The following is a 15,331-nucleotide window of genomic DNA, read 5'->3' as shown; positions in this document are numbered from 1 at the left end:
TTACCGATGATGCTCGCATGCTGAACATCGAACACCTCATCAAAGTAGCTGAAGCTTACGGCAGCGCCTCTCAGGTCGAAGAAAAGACTGTGAGCAGCCGTGTCTTCCAAGACAGCAAAAAGCTCGGCGCTATTCGTGCCGGGTCGGACATCACAGTCGGACGCTACAACGCAGCCATCCTGTGGTTCGACGCTAACTGGCCGGAAGGTGCGGATTGGCCTCATGACGTTCCTAGGCCGCTTACGGCTGATCGCTTTGACGCAATGTTCGGGGCAGGGAGCGCAGCATGAACTGGAACCACGACATATCCGCCGCACCGCGCGGCAAGATGGTGCCTTACACCCGCAAGGGGAAAGATGGCCCGGTGCAGTCTGAGCAGTACCGCAAGGAATATATCCTGGCTGTCGATATGCATGGCGATGTCTACCAGTCCTACTGGATCCCACCGCGCTACACGCAGTCTGGCGGCCTTCTGGAAGGCAATCGCTGGTCTGGCTTCAATCCCGGCGTCGATCCGATCGCTTGGGCGCCGTGGCCGGAATACAAGTTTCAAGAACCCCAGCGCCAGCAGGGTACGGACGGCGGCGAAATCGCTGCAGTGAAGGTCAAAGACCGACTGGCGAACGCCGCTGGCGTTGAGCCGTCGCCGTCCGATCATTTGATTCTCGAAGATGTTGGAGGCGGCGCATGATGGACACATCACTCCAAGCCCCCAACCGATACATCCACGACCGCAGCGCGATAGACGCGATGCAGGCAGATTGGATTGCCAAGCACGGCGAGCCGCGCCGGTTTGATCGCGGCTTCTCCAGTGATTGGGGGTATCTGCAAAACCTGATGGCTGGCTACGGCTTCAAGCTGACCTATCACGGCCGGCGTTTCTACTCGATGCATGAAGCTGATTTCCGGGGTGTCGCCAAGCGCATTAGCCGCGACGAGCTCATGGAGCGTATCGACGCGGTTCTGGTCGAGAACGGCAAGCAGCCTTTCGGATGGAGGAAGGCATGAAGGCGTTACTCTCTGTCGCATTCGATCTTCTCGCTGCTGTCCTGATCGTCTCGGCAATCAACTTCATTTTCGAGGGGAAGATAGTCTGGCCGACAAAGGATCAGCTTGCCTTCTACCTATCGATTTTGGCCCTCGTGAAAATCCACGGGCTCAGGAGAGCAAGCGATGATCGCCTCTATGCACCCTGATCAGCAGCAACTCCTCATCTACGCATCGGTATTCTTCTCGGCATTCATCGTGTCGGCGGTCCTGGCGCACCTGGCATTCTCGGGGCGTAAGTGATGGCAGTGAAGAAACTGGCGCCACCGCCTTACCATCTAATTTCCAAGGTGAAGGATGATCGCGCATCAGAGGCTCTTGATGCCCTTTGCGTTGTCTATCCCGGCAGTCTTTCCGCAAAGCAGTTGATGAGGAGAGTTGACCCTAGTTGGCAGACTAATCGGGTCATCTCGTTCGCCTCTCTCTGCAATCAGTTCATCAAGATCAATCAGGTGCTCAAGGTCAAAGGCTGGCAGGCCGAACGGACCGATGGGACGCCTGATGCAAATTACTGGCTTTCGCCAATCGGCGGGTAGCTCCTTTCGTGTCCGCCTCTCTCTGATGGGTTCAACCTATCGAGGACGGCAACCGTGATCAGACAAACTTCGAACCACCACGAGACAATTAGGAAAATCGAAAACAGGGAAATGTCGATGAGTACCCTTGAAATGTTTTCTCCAGATATCGCGCGCGAGTACGGGCGCAAGATGCTTGAGATTGAGACCCGCGGTAACGGCGATCAGATGAATGCGCTCGAGCGTGTAGCTCGCGAAGTGGGCATGAAGCCCCGCGCTCTCCGTCGCCTGATCAACGGCGAAACCATGCCGACATTGACGGTTTTCGGGCGCCTTCGGGCTGGCTACCTCAATCTCTGCGAACGACGAATTAAACGCCTTCAGCACGATCTGGAGGTCGAGAAAGGGAGGTTCGGCAGTGATCCTTTTGCGGACATTGATGGAAGAATTTCGGCTCTGGCTGAGGAAGTGCGCAGAGCGAAGGAAGCAACGAAACGAGGATAGGAAAGGGAAGGGCGAATGACCGTAGGGCATAACAGCAAGCTTACAGAGGCGGAAAGCCAAGCCCTATGGGGCCACCACACCCGGCAGCGCGTGAAGCTCTATCACGAGCAGCAGGAGCTGAAGTCCAAGGAGCAGAAATACAAGGCGGACGCCAAGAACGATGGCGTCTCCGAAAAGGACCTGAAGGATTTCATCGAACTGACCTTCACGACCGACAAGCAGAAGAAGATTGACGAGTTCGCCCGCCGGAAGCGGATCATGATCAATTCAGGTCTGATCCCCGATGACAGGCAGGGCGATCTGCTGACAGACCGCGTCGGCAAGCTCGAGATGATTTACGCCGAAGGATTCCAGGCTGGCCTTGCCGCGCTGGACCGGGTGTCCAAACAGAACGGTGGCAGCGACGAGGATCGCGAATGGCTGCGCGGGTATGACGACGCACAGAAGGTCATGCTCGAAAACCTGCAGGCGGCGATGGAAAAGCGCAACGCCAACAAAAGCAAGGAGGAGCCGCCGGCGAACATCGATGGCGACGACCCTTTCACCCTCAAGCAAGACGACTGAGTTCCCCGGCCAGCAAAGCTCCTCCCAAGCGCTGGCCTAACTAACCCGGTGCGAGAACTGATCGAACGGAAATCGCACCGGGTTCTTTCTTCCACGAGGATGGCAATGAACCACATACCTCAGACCAGTCAGTTTTGTTGCCCGTCGTGCGGCGGCCATATTGGAACAGCCGCTCCACTGGAACAGGTTGTCGAAAACATCACCCAGCCGTCGCGCCGCATCATCATGGCGATGCTCGCAGAAAAGCCGGGTAAGGCCGTCTATCGGGACCGCATCATTGACCGGATTTATGGCGGGCGCGCCGATGGCGGACCAGACACCGCTGATCACGTCATAGCGGCAATCGTCAGCCAGTTGCGCCGGCAGATCGAGCCGTTCGGATGGACCATCACCAACTCCCGCGGTGGCGCTGGCAACTTGGCGCAGTGGCGGCTTATCCCGGTCGAGGTGACGCCATGAGCACCTATGCGCCTGGGAAAATAAATGGTCGCCTCAAGCTTATGGACTTCGACGGCATGCAGTGGAGCTGCGAATGCTCCTGTGGCCGAACCGCATTCTTTTGCGAAGAAGACCTTCCAAATGTCCGGTCCTGCGGCTGCATTATCATCCTTGCACTGGATCTCGCGACGAATAGCGGCTGGGCAGTTCGCTATAGCTGGCGATCACCGGCGGCAATTAAGTGCGGCGTGTTCAACGTCGGCACGAACGATAACGGCGATGATGTCTCTTGGGAGACTAAGTACGCTCTTACCAGCAATATGGTCTATCGGCTTATTCTGGAGCACAAGCCAGATTTCGTTGTCATCGAAGAGCCCGAGCACCGCGTCACTCAGTTCAGCCGGAAGAAGAAAAACCCGGTCACCGGTGCGATCGAGGAAAGCAGCACGATCAACCCGAACGCATTGCAGCTCACCGGAATATCTGGTGCCGCTATCGGCGTATGCATGAACATGAAGGTGCCGTGCGGCACGATCCCCTCTCGCTCCTGGCATTCGAAGTATCACGGGAAGGGCGTAAAGCCCGGACCGAACGAAGACTGGAAAGACGTCGCTATCCGGTCTTGCGAACAGGAGAACATTGAACTTCCAAACACCAAGAAAGACAAGAAGGACGCGGCAGAAGCCGTCTGCATCTCTGCTTGCTGGCACTGGTGCAACGTCCTCGACATCACATGGATGCGCAATCGCTTTGTGGCCCTTCGTACCGGCGCGGCAAAGGCGCTGGCGAGAAAGAAAGCTCAGGCGTCTGGCGATCTATTCGCGGGAGCGCCGGCATGACCTCACTTATCCCGAACAAACACATGCGCCTCTTCTGCAGCCTTAAGGAAGGCATTGCGAGCCTTAACCGGCTCCTCGCGCCCTTCCAGCACCGCAAGGCAAATCTTCTTCGCGCTGGTCAGCTTCTTGCCGCTATCCGTCGGCCACTGGTTCATCAGCGTCAGCGCGGCTTCGCTGGTGCTGTCTATCGTTCGGTACTGGCCAATCTTGCCGGTCTGGAATGTCACCGGCTTGTTCCATCGTTTCGGGTCCATAACGCGATACCTCCCGGTGGGATTCAACTGGAAAGCAATCGCATTGTTCCGGGAGGCGCAGCATGAATGCGCCATCAGCACGCGGCTTATTCCGCGCCACCGGCAAGAAGAGCAAGCCAGTTCCGGTCAAGCTTCTCGATGGCACCTACTCGAAGATCGATGCGCTGGAGCGTGAAGAGAATGAATTCTACCCGACGCCAATCGATCCCATCCGCGCAGTCATCCATGCCGAAATGGAACGCCTAAAGGATTTCCCAATCATTTGGGGCCCTGCCTGCGGAACAGGCGTTATAGGCAGCGAACTCCGAGCACATGGGATCGGGACCTATGACAGCGATCTGATCGACCGTGGCTGCGGGGCAGAGATCAAGGACTTCTACGATTTCAAGGAAGCTCCAGCACCGGCCATTCTCGAAAACCCACCGTTCGCTGAGTGTGGATGGGGTAATGGAAAGGCTCGCTGGCTGTATCACGCTCTGGAGACATTGGGCGTCGAGTACATGGGTCTGCTCATGAATTGGGGATTCCCCGGCGCAGGCGGACTAGCGCCTTTCTGGGCGAAATATCCGCCAGCTCGCGTCTATCTGATGCGCTGGAAGATCGATTTCACGGGGCAGGGCGCGCCGCCGATGCTCAACGGTTGGTTCATCTGGGACAAGAAACACGAAGGCGAAACGGTCTTGCGGATGCTCGACCGGAAAGATGCTCGTCAAGGGGAGTTGGAGCTATGAACGCCATGAACCAAGACTTCCCGCAGGACATGAGCATGCATGGCGGATACCAGAACGCTGCCAAAGTGATCCCGGAAAACCTCATCGCTGAGCAGCAGGTTCTAGGTGCCATAGTAATCAATAGCATGGCGCTGTCAGCCATTTTGAGCCGCGTTCCTTTGGCCCCAGAGCATTTCTTCGAGCCGCTTCATCAGCGGATATTCGAAGGGATGGCAAGTCTCCTCAATGAGAACCGCCCGATCTTGCCAGCAACATTGGAGCCTTACCTGCCTAAAGGCGAGAAAGTCGGCGGGTTGAGCGTGACTGAGTATGTCGCGCGGCTTGCATCTGAAGCGTGCTCTATCGTTCACGCGCCGTTCCTTGCCGAAGACATTATCAAGGCATTCGCAGCCCGAAACGCGATATCGTTCGCTCACCAAGTCGAGGAACTTGCGTTCAATAGCTGGGGTGAGCTGACCTTCATTGATGAGATCGAGAAGCTTTCTTCGAAGCTTGTAGACGCTGTTGAGCTCGCAAAGGCAAAGGAACGCCAGCGTCCCGGCGATGCCTACATGGACCGGTTCAAGGCATCATATCAGAATAATGGTGCCGTCGGCGTGGCCATCGGCCTGAAAGAGCTAAAGCGCGTCCTTAACGAGAGCGTGTTCGAAGCAGGAAATCTGTACGGGCTCCTCTCATCTTCTGGCGAAGGCAAGACCAGCCTAACGATCCAGATCATGCTCTATGCGCTCAAGCAAGGACACCCGGTCCTGTTCCTTTCCTATGACCAGTCACAGGCACAGTGCGTTGCCCAGATGATCGCTCAGGAGAAGGGGATAGATTCCAAGCAGCAGAAAGACCCAGAGCGCAGCATGAGCGAGAGCGAGCGGGACATGAGCGTCCAGTTCGCATCATGGCTGAACAGTCAGCCGATCGAGATCATCCGCTGCCAGCGCGAAAGCAATGTCAGGCTGCTCAGCTACGCGCGGCAGTTCGTGAAGCGCCACAGCAGCCGGGGGAAGACCCCGCTCATCGTCATCGACCACATCAAGAAAATCCCCCCGAGAGACTACCGTCTGTCGCCTGACAAGATCGCCAGCGAGATCAACGTCGAATGGAAGTCCTTCGCTGATGAAACGAAGTCCGCGGTGATCATGCTCAATCAGCGTAACGGAGAAATGAACAAGCGCACCAACCCGCGCCCGATCGGCAGGGACCTCTACGGCGGTGAGGGCGCCCGCGATGACTACGACACGATGATCTATCTTTACCGGCCAGCAAAGTACCGCAGGGAAATGATCGCGACGTGCAGCGACGACAAGCAGATGACCGCAATCAACCGTGTCTTCGCAGAGTTTGGCGATGAGGAAGCAATCGAGACGGTTGCCGAGATCGGCGCCATCAAGGTTCGCTTCGGTGATCCCTCAGTTCGTGAACGCCTGAAATTCGAGGGCCGATACACCCGCTACGTCAGCATGCGGACAGAAGAGGAGCGGCTGTTCTGATGACCCGCCCCATCCAATGGAACGGCTCAAGCACCAGATTTGGACCGGCATTTGACGACAGCCGCATGGCGAGGAGGTTGGTGTGATGGCCGCCTATTACAACGAGATCGACCCATACGCCGCCCAATGGCTTCGCAACCTCATAGCAAAGAACCTCATCGCGCCTGGCGATGTTGACGAAAGGAGCATCGTTGATGTCCAGCCGGATGACCTCAAGGGCTACACGCAGTGCCACTTCTTCACAGGAATTGGAGGGTGGCCACTCGCTCTTAGGATTGCCGGATGGAGCGACGATAGACCTGTTTGGACAGGTTCATGTCCCTGCCAGCCTTACTCGGTCGCCAGCGTTGCTCATGGCGGAGCGCAAGGCCAAGGCGATGAGCGGCATCTCTGGCCTGTTTGGGCAGGCCACATCCGAGAGCATCGCCCTCCAGTTATCTTTGGAGAGCAGGTTAAGAGCGCGATTGGCTGGGGATGGTGGGACGAGGTTTGCCGGGACATGGAAGCGCTGTCATACGCCTGCGCGGCGGCATCTATGCCAGCTAGTGCCGTTGAAGCCGATCATGAAAGAACGAGGCTATCTTGGGTTGCCGACGCCGGCGGCCCGCGATGGGAAGGACATCAGCCGATCGACAGCGTTTCTATCTCAGCGTCTCAGGCACTCCCCGTCATTGGCGACACATTCTCTAGAGTCCGGCGTGCCTTGGCAGGCGATTACGGCGATCTACTGCTTGGCGATGGGGTTTCCGTTGCTGTGGAACGAGATGCGACCAAGGGATACGGGAACGCAATTGTCCCGGAAATCCAAGCAGAATTCGTGATGGCTTACATGGAGATCGCGGCATGAACGAGTTTTCCGGTTATGCAGTCCAGCGCGGCGGCCAGTGGTGGGCAATGGTTAGATTTGCCCGCGATGCCAAGCCAAAACCGATCATGGGCGCCGGCGACAAGCCAGAAGGTTTCCCAGACGAGCTGGCAGCCACCAAGGCAGCGCTTCGTCATGTGCTCGCATATTTCAACGGGCATCTCGTCTGCTCTCGCGAGATCGAAGGCGCCTCCATCAAGCAGGTTCGTCGGGCCCAGGCAGAGCGCATTTTCAGCAAGGGCAAAGAGATCAGCGTGGAAAGGAGAGAAATGGCATGACCTACACATTTGCAATCGGTGACGTTCACGGCTGCCTTCGCCAACTCGATAAAATGCTGCTGGCCATTGAAAGCTATGTGGCCACAGGGACGGTTGTTTTCCTCGGGGATTACATCGATCGCGGTCCCGACAGCAAAGGTGTCATTGATCGTTTGATGGCCGGTCCGAAAGAGGGGTGGGGCTGGACAGCTCTTCGCGGAAACCACGAGGAAATGCTGCAGCTTGCCTACAGAGACTCCCGTCACCTTGGCTGGTGGCGTGGCAACGGAGGAACAGAGACCGAGATTTCCTACGGCGGTTCTGTCTCGCCTGCACACGCAATGTGGCTCGAAGACTTGCCCATAATCTACGTCGATCCACATCGGATATACGTACACGCGGGTCTGGATGAGGAATTGCCGCTAGATCAGCAGGATCAGGAAGTGTTGCTGTGGAAGCGCGTGCCACCTCACTATTCTGGCGCCTATCACGGAAAGCACCTTGTGCACGGTCACACGCCGGCGCGCACTAACCCCGAGACAATCGGCAACAGGACCAACGTCGATAGCGGATGTGTCTTCTGGGGAAAGCTCTCATGCGCAGTCTTTGATGATGACAAGGCCGGCGGCCCGGTCGAATTTATCGAGGTGAGGGCATGACCCACCACCGCTCCCTATACACCAAGGAACAGATAGCCGCTGCTGCATCCCTATGGCGAGACGGCTACACCATGTACGACATGGCCGAGAAGCTCGGAATGACATGGAGCGCGGTCAAGAACATGACCAGCACGCGCCGCGGAACATTCCCATACCGCAAGAGGAATACCAGACGCGCAGAACCGATCGTCAAGCAGGTGGGTGATGAACCGGTGCCAGCGCCTCTCAAGGCTGGCTGTGTGGTAAGAACCACATTCACCGGGGCCAAGGTCACTCTACCGCGTGTCGCGTTTATCGACGGCCCAGAGCCGGAAAGCGAGGCAGCATGAACCAAATGGTGACAACAAGCTATCAGGACATGAGCGGCGTCTGGCCTATGCCCAAGATTACCCGCACGACGAAGGCGGCTCGCCGGGCATCCAAATACATGCTGCTGCGTGTATCGAAGCTCACCACAAGCCACACTCTCATCGTCTCGTGGGAGAGCGAATACATGCCATACGCCGGCGGCTCTACGTCGCGGGAACGGCGCAGGTCAATGACCGAGATCGCCAAGCGCGTGCTTGAGAGATACCCAGACTTCACGCTGGCGGAGATCAAGGGCCCGAGGCGCAGCGATTATCTCATCAAGGCAAGGTTCGCCGTCATTGACGCAATCAGGAGGGAGAGGCCGGACCTCAGCTATCCCCAGATTGGCAGGTTCCTCGGCGGACGTGATCATTCGACCATTATGTCGGCTGTCAGAGCCATTGCCGAGCGCAAGGCTAAGAAGGAGTGGGACGATCTATGACCAACCACCCGAGGGCCGAAGCAATATTCGAGGAGTTCGGCGTTCGCATCGTGCCGGCGAATGTTGTCCCGGCCGTTGGGGAAACTCGGGCTGTGGCGACACTCGCCAGGATCATCAAACGGTATGGCGAGGATCACGCCCGGTTCGTCATCATGTCTCTGGCCGACTGCGCCAATAACCGGGCCAGCCTCGATGAAACAGCGCTGTGGGCAACGAGCGATATCGTTCTCGCATTCCGCAAAAACTACCCGCAAATCATGGAGAGTGATGTGTCCCGCTTCCTGAGCTTCTTTGACGGCATTCCCGTCGGTAAGCTACAATACTGGTGCTTCGGGCTAGACGGCATCACAAACAAGCGTGCGGCCCTTGTAGGCCTTATCTGGGAACGGGCTTGCCGCGTCTTTGGCGAAACCCAAGGTGAACTTTTCGATGGAAGGGTGAGGGCATGAGGAAAGAGCTACTCGGCAAAATCGTTGATGAGGTCTTTGACGGTGGGATCGAAGACGCCTCCATCATTGAGAAGATTTATGCCGTAATCGAACGGGAAGAGATCAGGCAGCTACGGCGCGAAAAGAATGCCCTCCAGAATGCCCGCCAGAATAACCTCCGCCAGATTGGAGAGCTTACGCTGGTACTAAAGCGAAACGGCTTGATGGATGAAGCGTCCAAAGCCATTCGCGATGCGGCCGAAACGGGGGAACTGCAATGAACGAAGGACAGATTATCGAGCTTTTCATTCGAGCCGCCGAGGTCGATCGCAAGCTACCCGATACCGCGCGACCGGCACAAGCCAAGGCCATCAACTACGGCTATATCCACGACACCGGCGATATCAACGGCTGGTCAGCCGAAGACAAGCACGCCAACAATTGGTCATGGCTCGACCCGAAGAAGCTGCGCAACACGACCAACGATATGGGTCTCTGGGAAGCCGCAATGGAGGTCATCAAGCTGGTGCCGAGCGAGAAGAACCGGCGCGCACTGTGGGCATGGGCCATATCCGAAGCAGGCGGTAAGGCATTCGCGAAGTGGTGTCGGAACGTCGAAGGTATCAGCCGACAGCTTGGCGATTACCGGAAAAATTCGGCGGTTAAATGCATTTTCTTAGCTTTCTCCCGCAAGCCATTGCAGCATAACGATTTTGGCGATGAAAGGGACTTGCAAAATCACCCCGAAATAGAGGATAAAAAGTCCAACATCGGAGTTTGGCGCGCAGATGACGCAAAGCCTTCTCTGGACTTCGACGCCGATCTTCGGGATTTCAGTTGGGCAGATGCGCAGAACGCCAGACGGCGGGAACGTGAAGCTCGAAAGCGCGAGGCGGCATAACATATACCTGGGGTCGCCAAATCCTCTAGGTGCCATCCCGTGGGGAGACGCCACTGCCAAGAGTAGTGTTGTAGCCGCAAGGTGGCCTTCGGGCCTTGTCCTCACGGGACAAATTCGCCCAATGGGCAACGATGCAAACAGCCGGTCACGCGGCCCCTTGCTGGACGGTTAACCAGCCAGCGAGGCTTATTCGCCCAACAGGGCAACGGAATGCGAGGCGGCGCTGAAAGCAGAAGCGCCCCATTGAAGGTAGGAGCCGAAATCGCGGAGCTGGCGTCAATGCGACGCACATCCGATCACGATTTACCCGGAGCCACGGTAGCGTGTGGCCCTCGCAGCAAATCAGGGAACTTTGGCAAGTAGCCAGCAGCCGTCTGATCAACGGTGTTCGATCCTCTAAAGGGATCGTGAGCTGAATGTCTCGGGCAGAACGAGCGGTTTCCACCAGATCGGGCGCTGAGCGCGGAATGCAGCCCTTAAGAGGGTAGGCCGTTCGATACGGCTAGGCTAATCCATCGGACGCGGTGGACCCGATACATTTCACCAGCCCCGCCCGTAACAAGGTGGGGCTTTCGCATATCCACACCAGAGAGGATTAAGCCATGAAGGTTCGTTTCTTTACATCTGTTCGGTTCGCTGGTGATTGGGAACTGAATTTCATCGGCAAGCGGCTTAATCTGCGCATTGGTCGTAGCCAGTTCGCCTTCTGGCGCGATTATCAGCCAATCTGGAACTTTGTCGCCGCCTAACCCCATTCACCCGCCCACATGGAGAGAGCGATGCGAGTGCTTGTCTGCGGTGGACGGAACTATAGTAACATCGCACAGGTCTTCTACGCGCTGGATATGCTGCAGCCTCAGGTAATTATTGAGGGTGGAGCATCTGGTGCCGATGCGCTCGATCGAAGGTACGCAGCCAAGCGTGGAGTTAGCCTGCAGACATTCCCGGCCGAGTGGGAGAAATACGGCAATGCTGCCGGTCCAATTCGAAATCGCAAGATGCTCAACGAAGGCAAGCCAGACATCGTCGTTGCCTTCCCCGGCGGTCGCGGCACGGCTGACATGGTTCGCAGAGCCGAAGTCGCTGGCATTCACATCAAGAAGATCACCCCATGACCACCTCCGAGCAAGAGCGGGAGAGAGACAATGGCTGAAATGATAATCGACGCCCCCAAGATCACTGTCGGCGTGAAGATCAGGTTCCCGCGCTTCTATGGCCTGAGGATGAAGGCGCTGCTCTGGGTGTTTCGTCTAGCGCAGTATGTCGCGCCTCCCGGTGTTCTGGTTGAGGTGCTGCCGATCAAGCCTGAGGGCGATATGGTTCGCTTCGAAGGCGACACCACAGAGGGCGGTAAGATCGTTCTTTGTGAATATCCCGAAGGCTACATACTTCGTCATCATGGCGAGGTTGTATGGCGTGAGTGGGATAGGAAGTAGCAGCCAATGCCGGTTCTGAAAAATGCACGGCACGAGACATTCGCGCAAGGGTTGGCAAGACATGGCTAAGCTGACCGATAGGCAAGAGGCATTCGTCGCTGAATACCTCATTGACCTGAACGCCACCCAGGCAGCGATACGCGCCGGGTACAGCGAGAAGACGGCGCAAGAACAAGGATCGCGACTGTTATCAAATGTTATGGTCGCAGAGGCAATTGCCGAAGGCGCCAGCAAACGCATCAGGAAAGCCGAAATAACGGCTCAGGACGTGCTTGAAGGGCTTTACCTTGAGGCTAACCGTACCGGTGAAGGATCGAGCCACGGGGCTCGTGTGTCGGCGTGGGGGCTGCTGGGCAAATACCACAAACTGTTCACTGACAAGATCGAGGCGGACATTTCCGGGGACATAACGGTGACCGATGCAAAGTCCAAGCTTCAACATATCGTCTCTCGCCTCGCTTCCGCCACTTCAACGTCAGGCGGTTCTGGCAAGTCTGAGTGAAAAGGAATGCCAAGACCTCATCCACGATTGGAGGTTCTTCGCTCGTCATAACCAGATCGCTCCTGAGGGCAACTGGCAAACGTGGCTGGTGTTGGCCGGCCGTGGGTTTGGAAAGACCCGAACCGGGGCTGAGTGGGTTCGGGAACAGGTGAAGATGGGGAAGGGGCGCATTGCCCTGATAGCCCCGACTGCATCTGACGCCCGCGACGTTATGGTGGAAGGCGAGAGTGGACTACTTGCAGTGTGCTGGGCCGGTGACAAGTCGGCAAACGGTGACATGCTCGGCCGGCCTTCCTACGAACCATCCAAGCGACGGGTAACATGGGCGAATGGAGCGGTAGCAACACTGTTCTCTGCCGAAGAGCCGGAACGCCTTCGTGGTCCGCAGCATGAGGCTATGTGGTGCGATGAGTTGGCCGCGTGGAAGTATCTGCGCGAGACATGGGATATGGCGATGTTCGGCCTGCGTCTGGGCAATGACCCACGCACCATAATTACCACGACGCCCAAGCCTCTGCCGCTGATCAAGGAAATCATTAAAGACCCGACGACGGTTGTTACGAAGGGGTCGACATTCGACAATTCGGGCAACCTGGCGCCGAAGTTCCTCAAGACGATCAAGGACAAGTACGAGGGCAGCCGACTTGGCCGCCAAGAGCTTGAGGCCGAGATCCTTGACGATCTACCTGGCGCGCTCTGGTCGCGGTCTGAGATAGACCAGCACCGCGTCACCACGGCTCCTGAGCTGCAGCGTGTCGTGGTTTCCATCGACCCATCTGGCACCAAAGGCGCGACTGATGACGGGGATAGCGTCGGCATTGTGGTGGCTGGTCTAGGCGTCGACGGCCGGGCTTATGTAATGGCCGATCGCACTTGCAAGCTCTCCCCGGCAGGGTGGGGCAAGCGCGCGGTGCAGGCCTACTACGAATTTGAAGCTGACAGGATCGTCGCAGAACGGAACTTCGGTGGCGCCATGGTGCAGCATGTGGTTTCGACCACTGACAGCAAGGTAGCCTACAAGGAAGTGACAGCCAGCCGCGGCAAAGTTGCCCGTGCTGAGCCAGTCGCTGCTCTCTACGAACAAGGTAAGGTCTCCCATGTGGGATCGCTGCCAGACCTCGAAGACCAGATGTGCCAGATCGCACCGGAAGGTTACGTCGGCGAAGGTTCGCCAGACCGTGCAGATGCGCTCGTATGGGCCATCACTGAGCTTATGCTTGGCGGTTATCACTACGGAATGTTGGATGTTGTCTAATGCTGTTTCTTGACCGCCTACAGAACTTCGTGAGCGGCCTTGGTACAGCCAAGGACAAACGCGTCGGGAATGCCTTTGTTTTTCAGCAGATCGACCCTGCCCAGCTTGTGGCCATGCACCGGTCTGACTGGATGGCCCGCAAGGTCGTAGACATCATCCCAGATGACATGACCCGTGAGTGGCGCGAGTGGAAGGCAGATGAGGCGATTGTTGAAGCGATCGAGAAGGTCGAGCGCGCGCCGCAGATCAACATCCAGGCAAAAGTGAATGAAGCTCTCCAGCTTGCTCGCCTTCGCGGCGGTTCGATCCTCGTTCTTGGTGTTGATGTCGGAAGCCCTGAAGATGAGCTTGTCGTTGAACGTGTCGGCAAGGATACGCTCAAATACGTGCATGTTCTTGGACGCGATCAGGTCAGCCACACCGATATCAATCGCGATATCACGTCCCCCTATTATGGCGAGCCCACCATGTGGGAGTTCACCGGCAAGAACGGGCAGATGGTGCGCATCCACCCGTCGAGGGTGATCAAGTTCATCGGCGCGCCTATCCTCGATAAGTCGGCGGCGCCTGATGAGATTTGGGGCGATAGCATTCTGCAGGTCGTCTACGACGCGCTCCAGAACGCCGCCTCATCTCAGGAACATACTGCATCTTTAATCCCAGAGGCGAAGACAGACGTTATCTACATTCCAAGTCTGTCGAAGTATCTGGAGAACGAGAAAACCACGCAGAAGCTCACTGAGCGTTTTACCTACGCCAACACCATGAAGAGCATGTTCAACATGCTGCTCTTGGAAGGTGACGGGAACGGCGCGGGTGAGAAGTGGGAACAGAAGACGATCAACTTCGGGCAGTTCCCAGAGCTGCTTCGCCAATACTTGCAGGTGGCGTCCGGTGCGGCCGATATTCCAATGGTCCGCTTCCTACAGGATGCGCCGTCTGGCCTTGGGTCTAATGGCGAGGTGACTCTGAAGAACTACTATGACCGGATCGGCGCAGACCAGCGCAACGACCTGTCGCCGGCTCTCTGGCGCTTTGACGAGATTGCGATCCGATCAGCAACCGGCAGCCGCGACCCAAAAATCTATTACGAGTGGGCGCCGCTCTACAGCCAGACCGAAAAGGAACGGGCAGAGGTGTTCAAGCTGAATGCTGAAGCCGCGCGCGCCATTGTTGGGTCTGGTACAGGCCAAGAGCTGATCACCCGCGAGGCTGTCTCAAAGTCTCTCATCTCTCGCATCGAGGAAGATGGAAACCTACCTGGCCTTGCCGCTGCTGTCGAAGAGTATGGCGACCTGGAAGAGAACGAGCCAACGGAAGAAGAGCTTGCCGCAGCAGCAGCCACGCAGGCAGCGAACACCAACAACGTGACCCGGATGCAGCAGGCGGCTAACGATGCCGCGCCACGGGCGCTGTATGTACGACGTGACGTACTGAACCGGGCAGACATCGTGAAGTGGGCAACCGCTCAAGGTTTCACAGACATCGTGCCTGACCTGCATGTTACGATTGCCTACTCCACTCAGCCGGTCGACTGGTTTGCTGTCGGCGAAAGCTGGTCGCCTAAGCTGGAAATCAGCGCGGGCGGTCCGCGTCAGATGGAGACGCTCGGGGATGGCGGGAAATACAAGGCTTTGCTGATCTCGGCTTCCGAGCTTGTGTGGCGTCATAAGGCGATCATTGAGGCTGGAGCCTCGTGGTCGGGGCCTGAATATCAACCGCATATCTCCATCCAGATTGGCGGCGACATCGATCTTTCGAAGGTTGAGCCATATCAGGGCAAGATCATCCTTGGGCCCGAGATATTCGAAGAACTAAAAGATGAATGAGGGGCAGACTGAAACTGCCCCTTTGGAATTGTC

26 protein-coding genes are annotated in these 15,331 nt (G+C 57.1%); 25 read left to right on the top strand and 1 reads right to left on the bottom strand.

The features are described from left to right. The first annotated feature begins 17 nt into the window (after positions 1-17). From ASB65_RS05210 to ASB65_RS05170, 9 genes are all read left to right on the top strand, one after another. Positions 18-290 (top strand): hypothetical protein, encoded by a 273-nt coding sequence (locus tag ASB65_RS05210; RefSeq protein ID WP_065695030.1) that lies wholly within the window; start codon positions 18-20, stop codon positions 288-290. Beyond that, on the top strand, positions 287-691 hold the full coding sequence (locus ASB65_RS28845; RefSeq protein ID WP_060723231.1) for a hypothetical protein: 405 nt from the start codon (positions 287-289) through the stop codon (positions 689-691). Before ASB65_RS05210 ends, ASB65_RS28845 begins: the two co-directional genes overlap by 4 nt. After that, positions 688-1,008: a hypothetical protein gene (locus tag ASB65_RS05200; RefSeq protein WP_060723230.1), complete on the top strand. Its 321-nt coding sequence runs from the start codon at positions 688-690 to the stop codon at positions 1,006-1,008. Before ASB65_RS28845 ends, ASB65_RS05200 begins: the two co-directional genes overlap by 4 nt. Next, on the top strand, positions 1,005-1,196 hold the full coding sequence (locus ASB65_RS05195; RefSeq protein WP_060723229.1) for a hypothetical protein: 192 nt from the start codon (positions 1,005-1,007) through the stop codon (positions 1,194-1,196). Before ASB65_RS05200 ends, ASB65_RS05195 begins: the two co-directional genes overlap by 4 nt. 93 nt (positions 1,197-1,289) lie before the next feature. Then, entirely contained in the window at positions 1,290-1,583 is a 294-nt protein-coding gene (locus tag ASB65_RS05190) for a hypothetical protein (protein WP_060723228.1), read from the top strand. Positions 1,584-1,700: 117 nt separating this feature from the next. Then, the gene (locus ASB65_RS05185) at positions 1,701-2,066 is read left to right on the top strand and encodes a helix-turn-helix domain-containing protein (RefSeq protein ID WP_139786511.1); all 366 of its coding nucleotides are present in this window, start codon (positions 1,701-1,703) and stop codon (positions 2,064-2,066) included. 15 nt (positions 2,067-2,081) lie between these two features. Further along, positions 2,082-2,630, top strand: coding sequence for a hypothetical protein (locus ASB65_RS05180; RefSeq protein ID WP_065695029.1), 549 nt, complete (start codon positions 2,082-2,084; stop codon positions 2,628-2,630). 105 nt (positions 2,631-2,735) lie between these two features. Then, a complete protein-coding gene (locus ASB65_RS05175; RefSeq protein WP_158006589.1) occupies positions 2,736-3,089 on the top strand; it encodes a winged helix-turn-helix domain-containing protein in 354 nt (117 codons plus the stop codon). Further along, positions 3,086-3,907 carry a hypothetical protein gene (locus ASB65_RS05170; RefSeq protein ID WP_236734545.1) on the top strand — a complete coding sequence of 274 codons (822 nt, stop codon included), beginning with the start codon at positions 3,086-3,088 and terminating at the stop codon, positions 3,905-3,907. The genes ASB65_RS05175 and ASB65_RS05170 overlap by 4 nt, the downstream gene beginning before the upstream one ends. Before the next feature lie 2 nt (positions 3,908-3,909). Here ASB65_RS05170 and ASB65_RS05165 read toward each other — a convergent pair whose 3' ends face one another. Continuing rightward, on the bottom strand, positions 3,910-4,161 hold the full coding sequence (locus ASB65_RS05165) for a DUF982 domain-containing protein (RefSeq protein ID WP_060723225.1): 252 nt from the start codon (positions 4,159-4,161) through the stop codon (positions 3,910-3,912). Between the two features lie 62 nt (positions 4,162-4,223). Here ASB65_RS05165 and ASB65_RS05160 point away from each other — a divergent pair, with 62 nt between their 5' ends. The 16 genes from ASB65_RS05160 to ASB65_RS05090 all read left to right on the top strand — a co-directional run bounded on the left by ASB65_RS05160 (position 4,224) and on the right by ASB65_RS05090 (position 15,298). Further along, entirely contained in the window at positions 4,224-4,892 is a 669-nt protein-coding gene (locus tag ASB65_RS05160) for a hypothetical protein (RefSeq protein ID WP_060723224.1), read from the top strand. Further along, the gene (locus ASB65_RS05155; protein ID WP_060723223.1) at positions 4,889-6,376 is read left to right on the top strand and encodes a replicative DNA helicase; all 1,488 of its coding nucleotides are present in this window, start codon (positions 4,889-4,891) and stop codon (positions 6,374-6,376) included. Before ASB65_RS05160 ends, ASB65_RS05155 begins: the two co-directional genes overlap by 4 nt. Positions 6,377-6,461: 85 nt before the next feature. Continuing rightward, positions 6,462-7,223, top strand: coding sequence for a DNA cytosine methyltransferase (locus ASB65_RS05150; protein ID WP_060723222.1), 762 nt, complete (start codon positions 6,462-6,464; stop codon positions 7,221-7,223). Next, complete coding sequence (locus ASB65_RS05145) at positions 7,220-7,519, top strand: hypothetical protein (RefSeq protein ID WP_060723221.1); 300 nt, start codon at positions 7,220-7,222, stop codon at positions 7,517-7,519. The genes ASB65_RS05150 and ASB65_RS05145 overlap by 4 nt, the downstream gene beginning before the upstream one ends. After that, positions 7,516-8,157 carry a metallophosphoesterase family protein gene (locus tag ASB65_RS05140; protein WP_060723220.1) on the top strand — a complete coding sequence of 214 codons (642 nt, stop codon included), beginning with the start codon at positions 7,516-7,518 and terminating at the stop codon, positions 8,155-8,157. Before ASB65_RS05145 ends, ASB65_RS05140 begins: the two co-directional genes overlap by 4 nt. Continuing rightward, complete coding sequence (locus ASB65_RS05135) at positions 8,154-8,486, top strand: hypothetical protein (protein ID WP_060723219.1); 333 nt, start codon at positions 8,154-8,156, stop codon at positions 8,484-8,486. Before ASB65_RS05140 ends, ASB65_RS05135 begins: the two co-directional genes overlap by 4 nt. After that, a complete protein-coding gene (locus tag ASB65_RS05130; protein ID WP_060723218.1) occupies positions 8,483-8,947 on the top strand; it encodes a helix-turn-helix domain-containing protein in 465 nt (154 codons plus the stop codon). The genes ASB65_RS05135 and ASB65_RS05130 overlap by 4 nt, the downstream gene beginning before the upstream one ends. After that, a complete protein-coding gene (locus tag ASB65_RS05125; protein WP_060723217.1) occupies positions 8,944-9,396 on the top strand; it encodes a hypothetical protein in 453 nt (150 codons plus the stop codon). Before ASB65_RS05130 ends, ASB65_RS05125 begins: the two co-directional genes overlap by 4 nt. Further along, complete coding sequence (locus ASB65_RS05120; RefSeq protein ID WP_060723216.1) at positions 9,393-9,656, top strand: hypothetical protein; 264 nt, start codon at positions 9,393-9,395, stop codon at positions 9,654-9,656. The genes ASB65_RS05125 and ASB65_RS05120 overlap by 4 nt, the downstream gene beginning before the upstream one ends. After that, positions 9,653-10,276: a hypothetical protein gene (locus ASB65_RS05115; protein WP_060723215.1), complete on the top strand. Its 624-nt coding sequence runs from the start codon at positions 9,653-9,655 to the stop codon at positions 10,274-10,276. The genes ASB65_RS05120 and ASB65_RS05115 overlap by 4 nt, the downstream gene beginning before the upstream one ends. 602 nt (positions 10,277-10,878) lie before the next feature. Continuing rightward, on the top strand, positions 10,879-11,025 hold the full coding sequence (locus tag ASB65_RS28040; protein ID WP_153464077.1) for a hypothetical protein: 147 nt from the start codon (positions 10,879-10,881) through the stop codon (positions 11,023-11,025). A gap of 30 nt (positions 11,026-11,055) precedes the next feature. Further along, positions 11,056-11,391, top strand: a complete 336-nt coding sequence (locus tag ASB65_RS05110) for a DUF2493 domain-containing protein (protein ID WP_060723214.1) — start codon at positions 11,056-11,058, stop codon at positions 11,389-11,391. Positions 11,392-11,421: 30 nt separating this feature from the next. Then, positions 11,422-11,712 carry a hypothetical protein gene (locus ASB65_RS05105; protein WP_060723213.1) on the top strand — a complete coding sequence of 97 codons (291 nt, stop codon included), beginning with the start codon at positions 11,422-11,424 and terminating at the stop codon, positions 11,710-11,712. A gap of 61 nt (positions 11,713-11,773) precedes the next feature. Next, on the top strand, positions 11,774-12,214 hold the full coding sequence (locus ASB65_RS28840; RefSeq protein WP_080868550.1) for a terminase small subunit: 441 nt from the start codon (positions 11,774-11,776) through the stop codon (positions 12,212-12,214). Then, complete coding sequence (locus ASB65_RS05095) at positions 12,132-13,469, top strand: DNA-packaging protein (RefSeq protein WP_060723212.1); 1,338 nt, start codon at positions 12,132-12,134, stop codon at positions 13,467-13,469. Before ASB65_RS28840 ends, ASB65_RS05095 begins: the two co-directional genes overlap by 83 nt. After that, positions 13,469-15,298, top strand: a complete 1,830-nt coding sequence (locus ASB65_RS05090; RefSeq protein ID WP_060723211.1) for an anti-CBASS protein Acb1 family protein — start codon at positions 13,469-13,471, stop codon at positions 15,296-15,298. Before ASB65_RS05095 ends, ASB65_RS05090 begins: the two co-directional genes overlap by 1 nt. Positions 15,299-15,331 lie beyond the last annotated feature (33 nt).

The sequence above is a fragment of the Agrobacterium tumefaciens str. B6 genome (genome assembly GCF_001541315.1).
Classification (GTDB): Bacteria; Pseudomonadota; Alphaproteobacteria; order Rhizobiales; family Rhizobiaceae; genus Agrobacterium; species Agrobacterium radiobacter.
This window is presented reverse-complemented; position numbering and strand designations above follow the sequence as displayed.

Excerpts from the sequence above, each read along its gene's own strand:
- ASB65_RS05210 (WP_065695030.1), top strand. The coding sequence starts at position 18 with ATGCTGAACATCGAACACCTCATCAAAGTAGCTGAAGCTTACGGCAGC.
- ASB65_RS28845 (WP_060723231.1), top strand. The coding sequence starts at position 287 with ATGAACTGGAACCACGACATATCCGCCGCACCGCGCGGCAAGATGGTG.
- ASB65_RS05200 (WP_060723230.1), top strand. The coding sequence starts at position 688 with ATGATGGACACATCACTCCAAGCCCCCAACCGATACATCCACGACCGC.
- ASB65_RS05195 (WP_060723229.1), top strand. The coding sequence starts at position 1,005 with ATGAAGGCGTTACTCTCTGTCGCATTCGATCTTCTCGCTGCTGTCCTG.
- ASB65_RS05190 (WP_060723228.1), top strand. The coding sequence starts at position 1,290 with ATGGCAGTGAAGAAACTGGCGCCACCGCCTTACCATCTAATTTCCAAG.
- ASB65_RS05185 (WP_139786511.1), top strand. The coding sequence starts at position 1,701 with ATGAGTACCCTTGAAATGTTTTCTCCAGATATCGCGCGCGAGTACGGG.
- ASB65_RS05180 (WP_065695029.1), top strand. The coding sequence starts at position 2,082 with ATGACCGTAGGGCATAACAGCAAGCTTACAGAGGCGGAAAGCCAAGCC.
- ASB65_RS05175 (WP_158006589.1), top strand. The coding sequence starts at position 2,736 with ATGAACCACATACCTCAGACCAGTCAGTTTTGTTGCCCGTCGTGCGGC.
- ASB65_RS05170 (WP_236734545.1), top strand. The coding sequence starts at position 3,086 with ATGAGCACCTATGCGCCTGGGAAAATAAATGGTCGCCTCAAGCTTATG.
- ASB65_RS05165 (WP_060723225.1), bottom strand. The coding sequence starts at position 4,161 with ATGGACCCGAAACGATGGAACAAGCCGGTGACATTCCAGACCGGCAAG.
- ASB65_RS05160 (WP_060723224.1), top strand. The coding sequence starts at position 4,224 with ATGAATGCGCCATCAGCACGCGGCTTATTCCGCGCCACCGGCAAGAAG.
- ASB65_RS05155 (WP_060723223.1), top strand. The coding sequence starts at position 4,889 with ATGAACGCCATGAACCAAGACTTCCCGCAGGACATGAGCATGCATGGC.
- ASB65_RS05150 (WP_060723222.1), top strand. The coding sequence starts at position 6,462 with ATGGCCGCCTATTACAACGAGATCGACCCATACGCCGCCCAATGGCTT.
- ASB65_RS05145 (WP_060723221.1), top strand. The coding sequence starts at position 7,220 with ATGAACGAGTTTTCCGGTTATGCAGTCCAGCGCGGCGGCCAGTGGTGG.
- ASB65_RS05140 (WP_060723220.1), top strand. The coding sequence starts at position 7,516 with ATGACCTACACATTTGCAATCGGTGACGTTCACGGCTGCCTTCGCCAA.
- ASB65_RS05135 (WP_060723219.1), top strand. The coding sequence starts at position 8,154 with ATGACCCACCACCGCTCCCTATACACCAAGGAACAGATAGCCGCTGCT.
- ASB65_RS05130 (WP_060723218.1), top strand. The coding sequence starts at position 8,483 with ATGAACCAAATGGTGACAACAAGCTATCAGGACATGAGCGGCGTCTGG.
- ASB65_RS05125 (WP_060723217.1), top strand. The coding sequence starts at position 8,944 with ATGACCAACCACCCGAGGGCCGAAGCAATATTCGAGGAGTTCGGCGTT.
- ASB65_RS05120 (WP_060723216.1), top strand. The coding sequence starts at position 9,393 with ATGAGGAAAGAGCTACTCGGCAAAATCGTTGATGAGGTCTTTGACGGT.
- ASB65_RS05115 (WP_060723215.1), top strand. The coding sequence starts at position 9,653 with ATGAACGAAGGACAGATTATCGAGCTTTTCATTCGAGCCGCCGAGGTC.
- ASB65_RS28040 (WP_153464077.1), top strand. The coding sequence starts at position 10,879 with ATGAAGGTTCGTTTCTTTACATCTGTTCGGTTCGCTGGTGATTGGGAA.
- ASB65_RS05110 (WP_060723214.1), top strand. The coding sequence starts at position 11,056 with ATGCGAGTGCTTGTCTGCGGTGGACGGAACTATAGTAACATCGCACAG.
- ASB65_RS05105 (WP_060723213.1), top strand. The coding sequence starts at position 11,422 with ATGGCTGAAATGATAATCGACGCCCCCAAGATCACTGTCGGCGTGAAG.
- ASB65_RS28840 (WP_080868550.1), top strand. The coding sequence starts at position 11,774 with ATGGCTAAGCTGACCGATAGGCAAGAGGCATTCGTCGCTGAATACCTC.
- ASB65_RS05095 (WP_060723212.1), top strand. The coding sequence starts at position 12,132 with ATGCAAAGTCCAAGCTTCAACATATCGTCTCTCGCCTCGCTTCCGCCA.
- ASB65_RS05090 (WP_060723211.1), top strand. The coding sequence starts at position 13,469 with ATGCTGTTTCTTGACCGCCTACAGAACTTCGTGAGCGGCCTTGGTACA.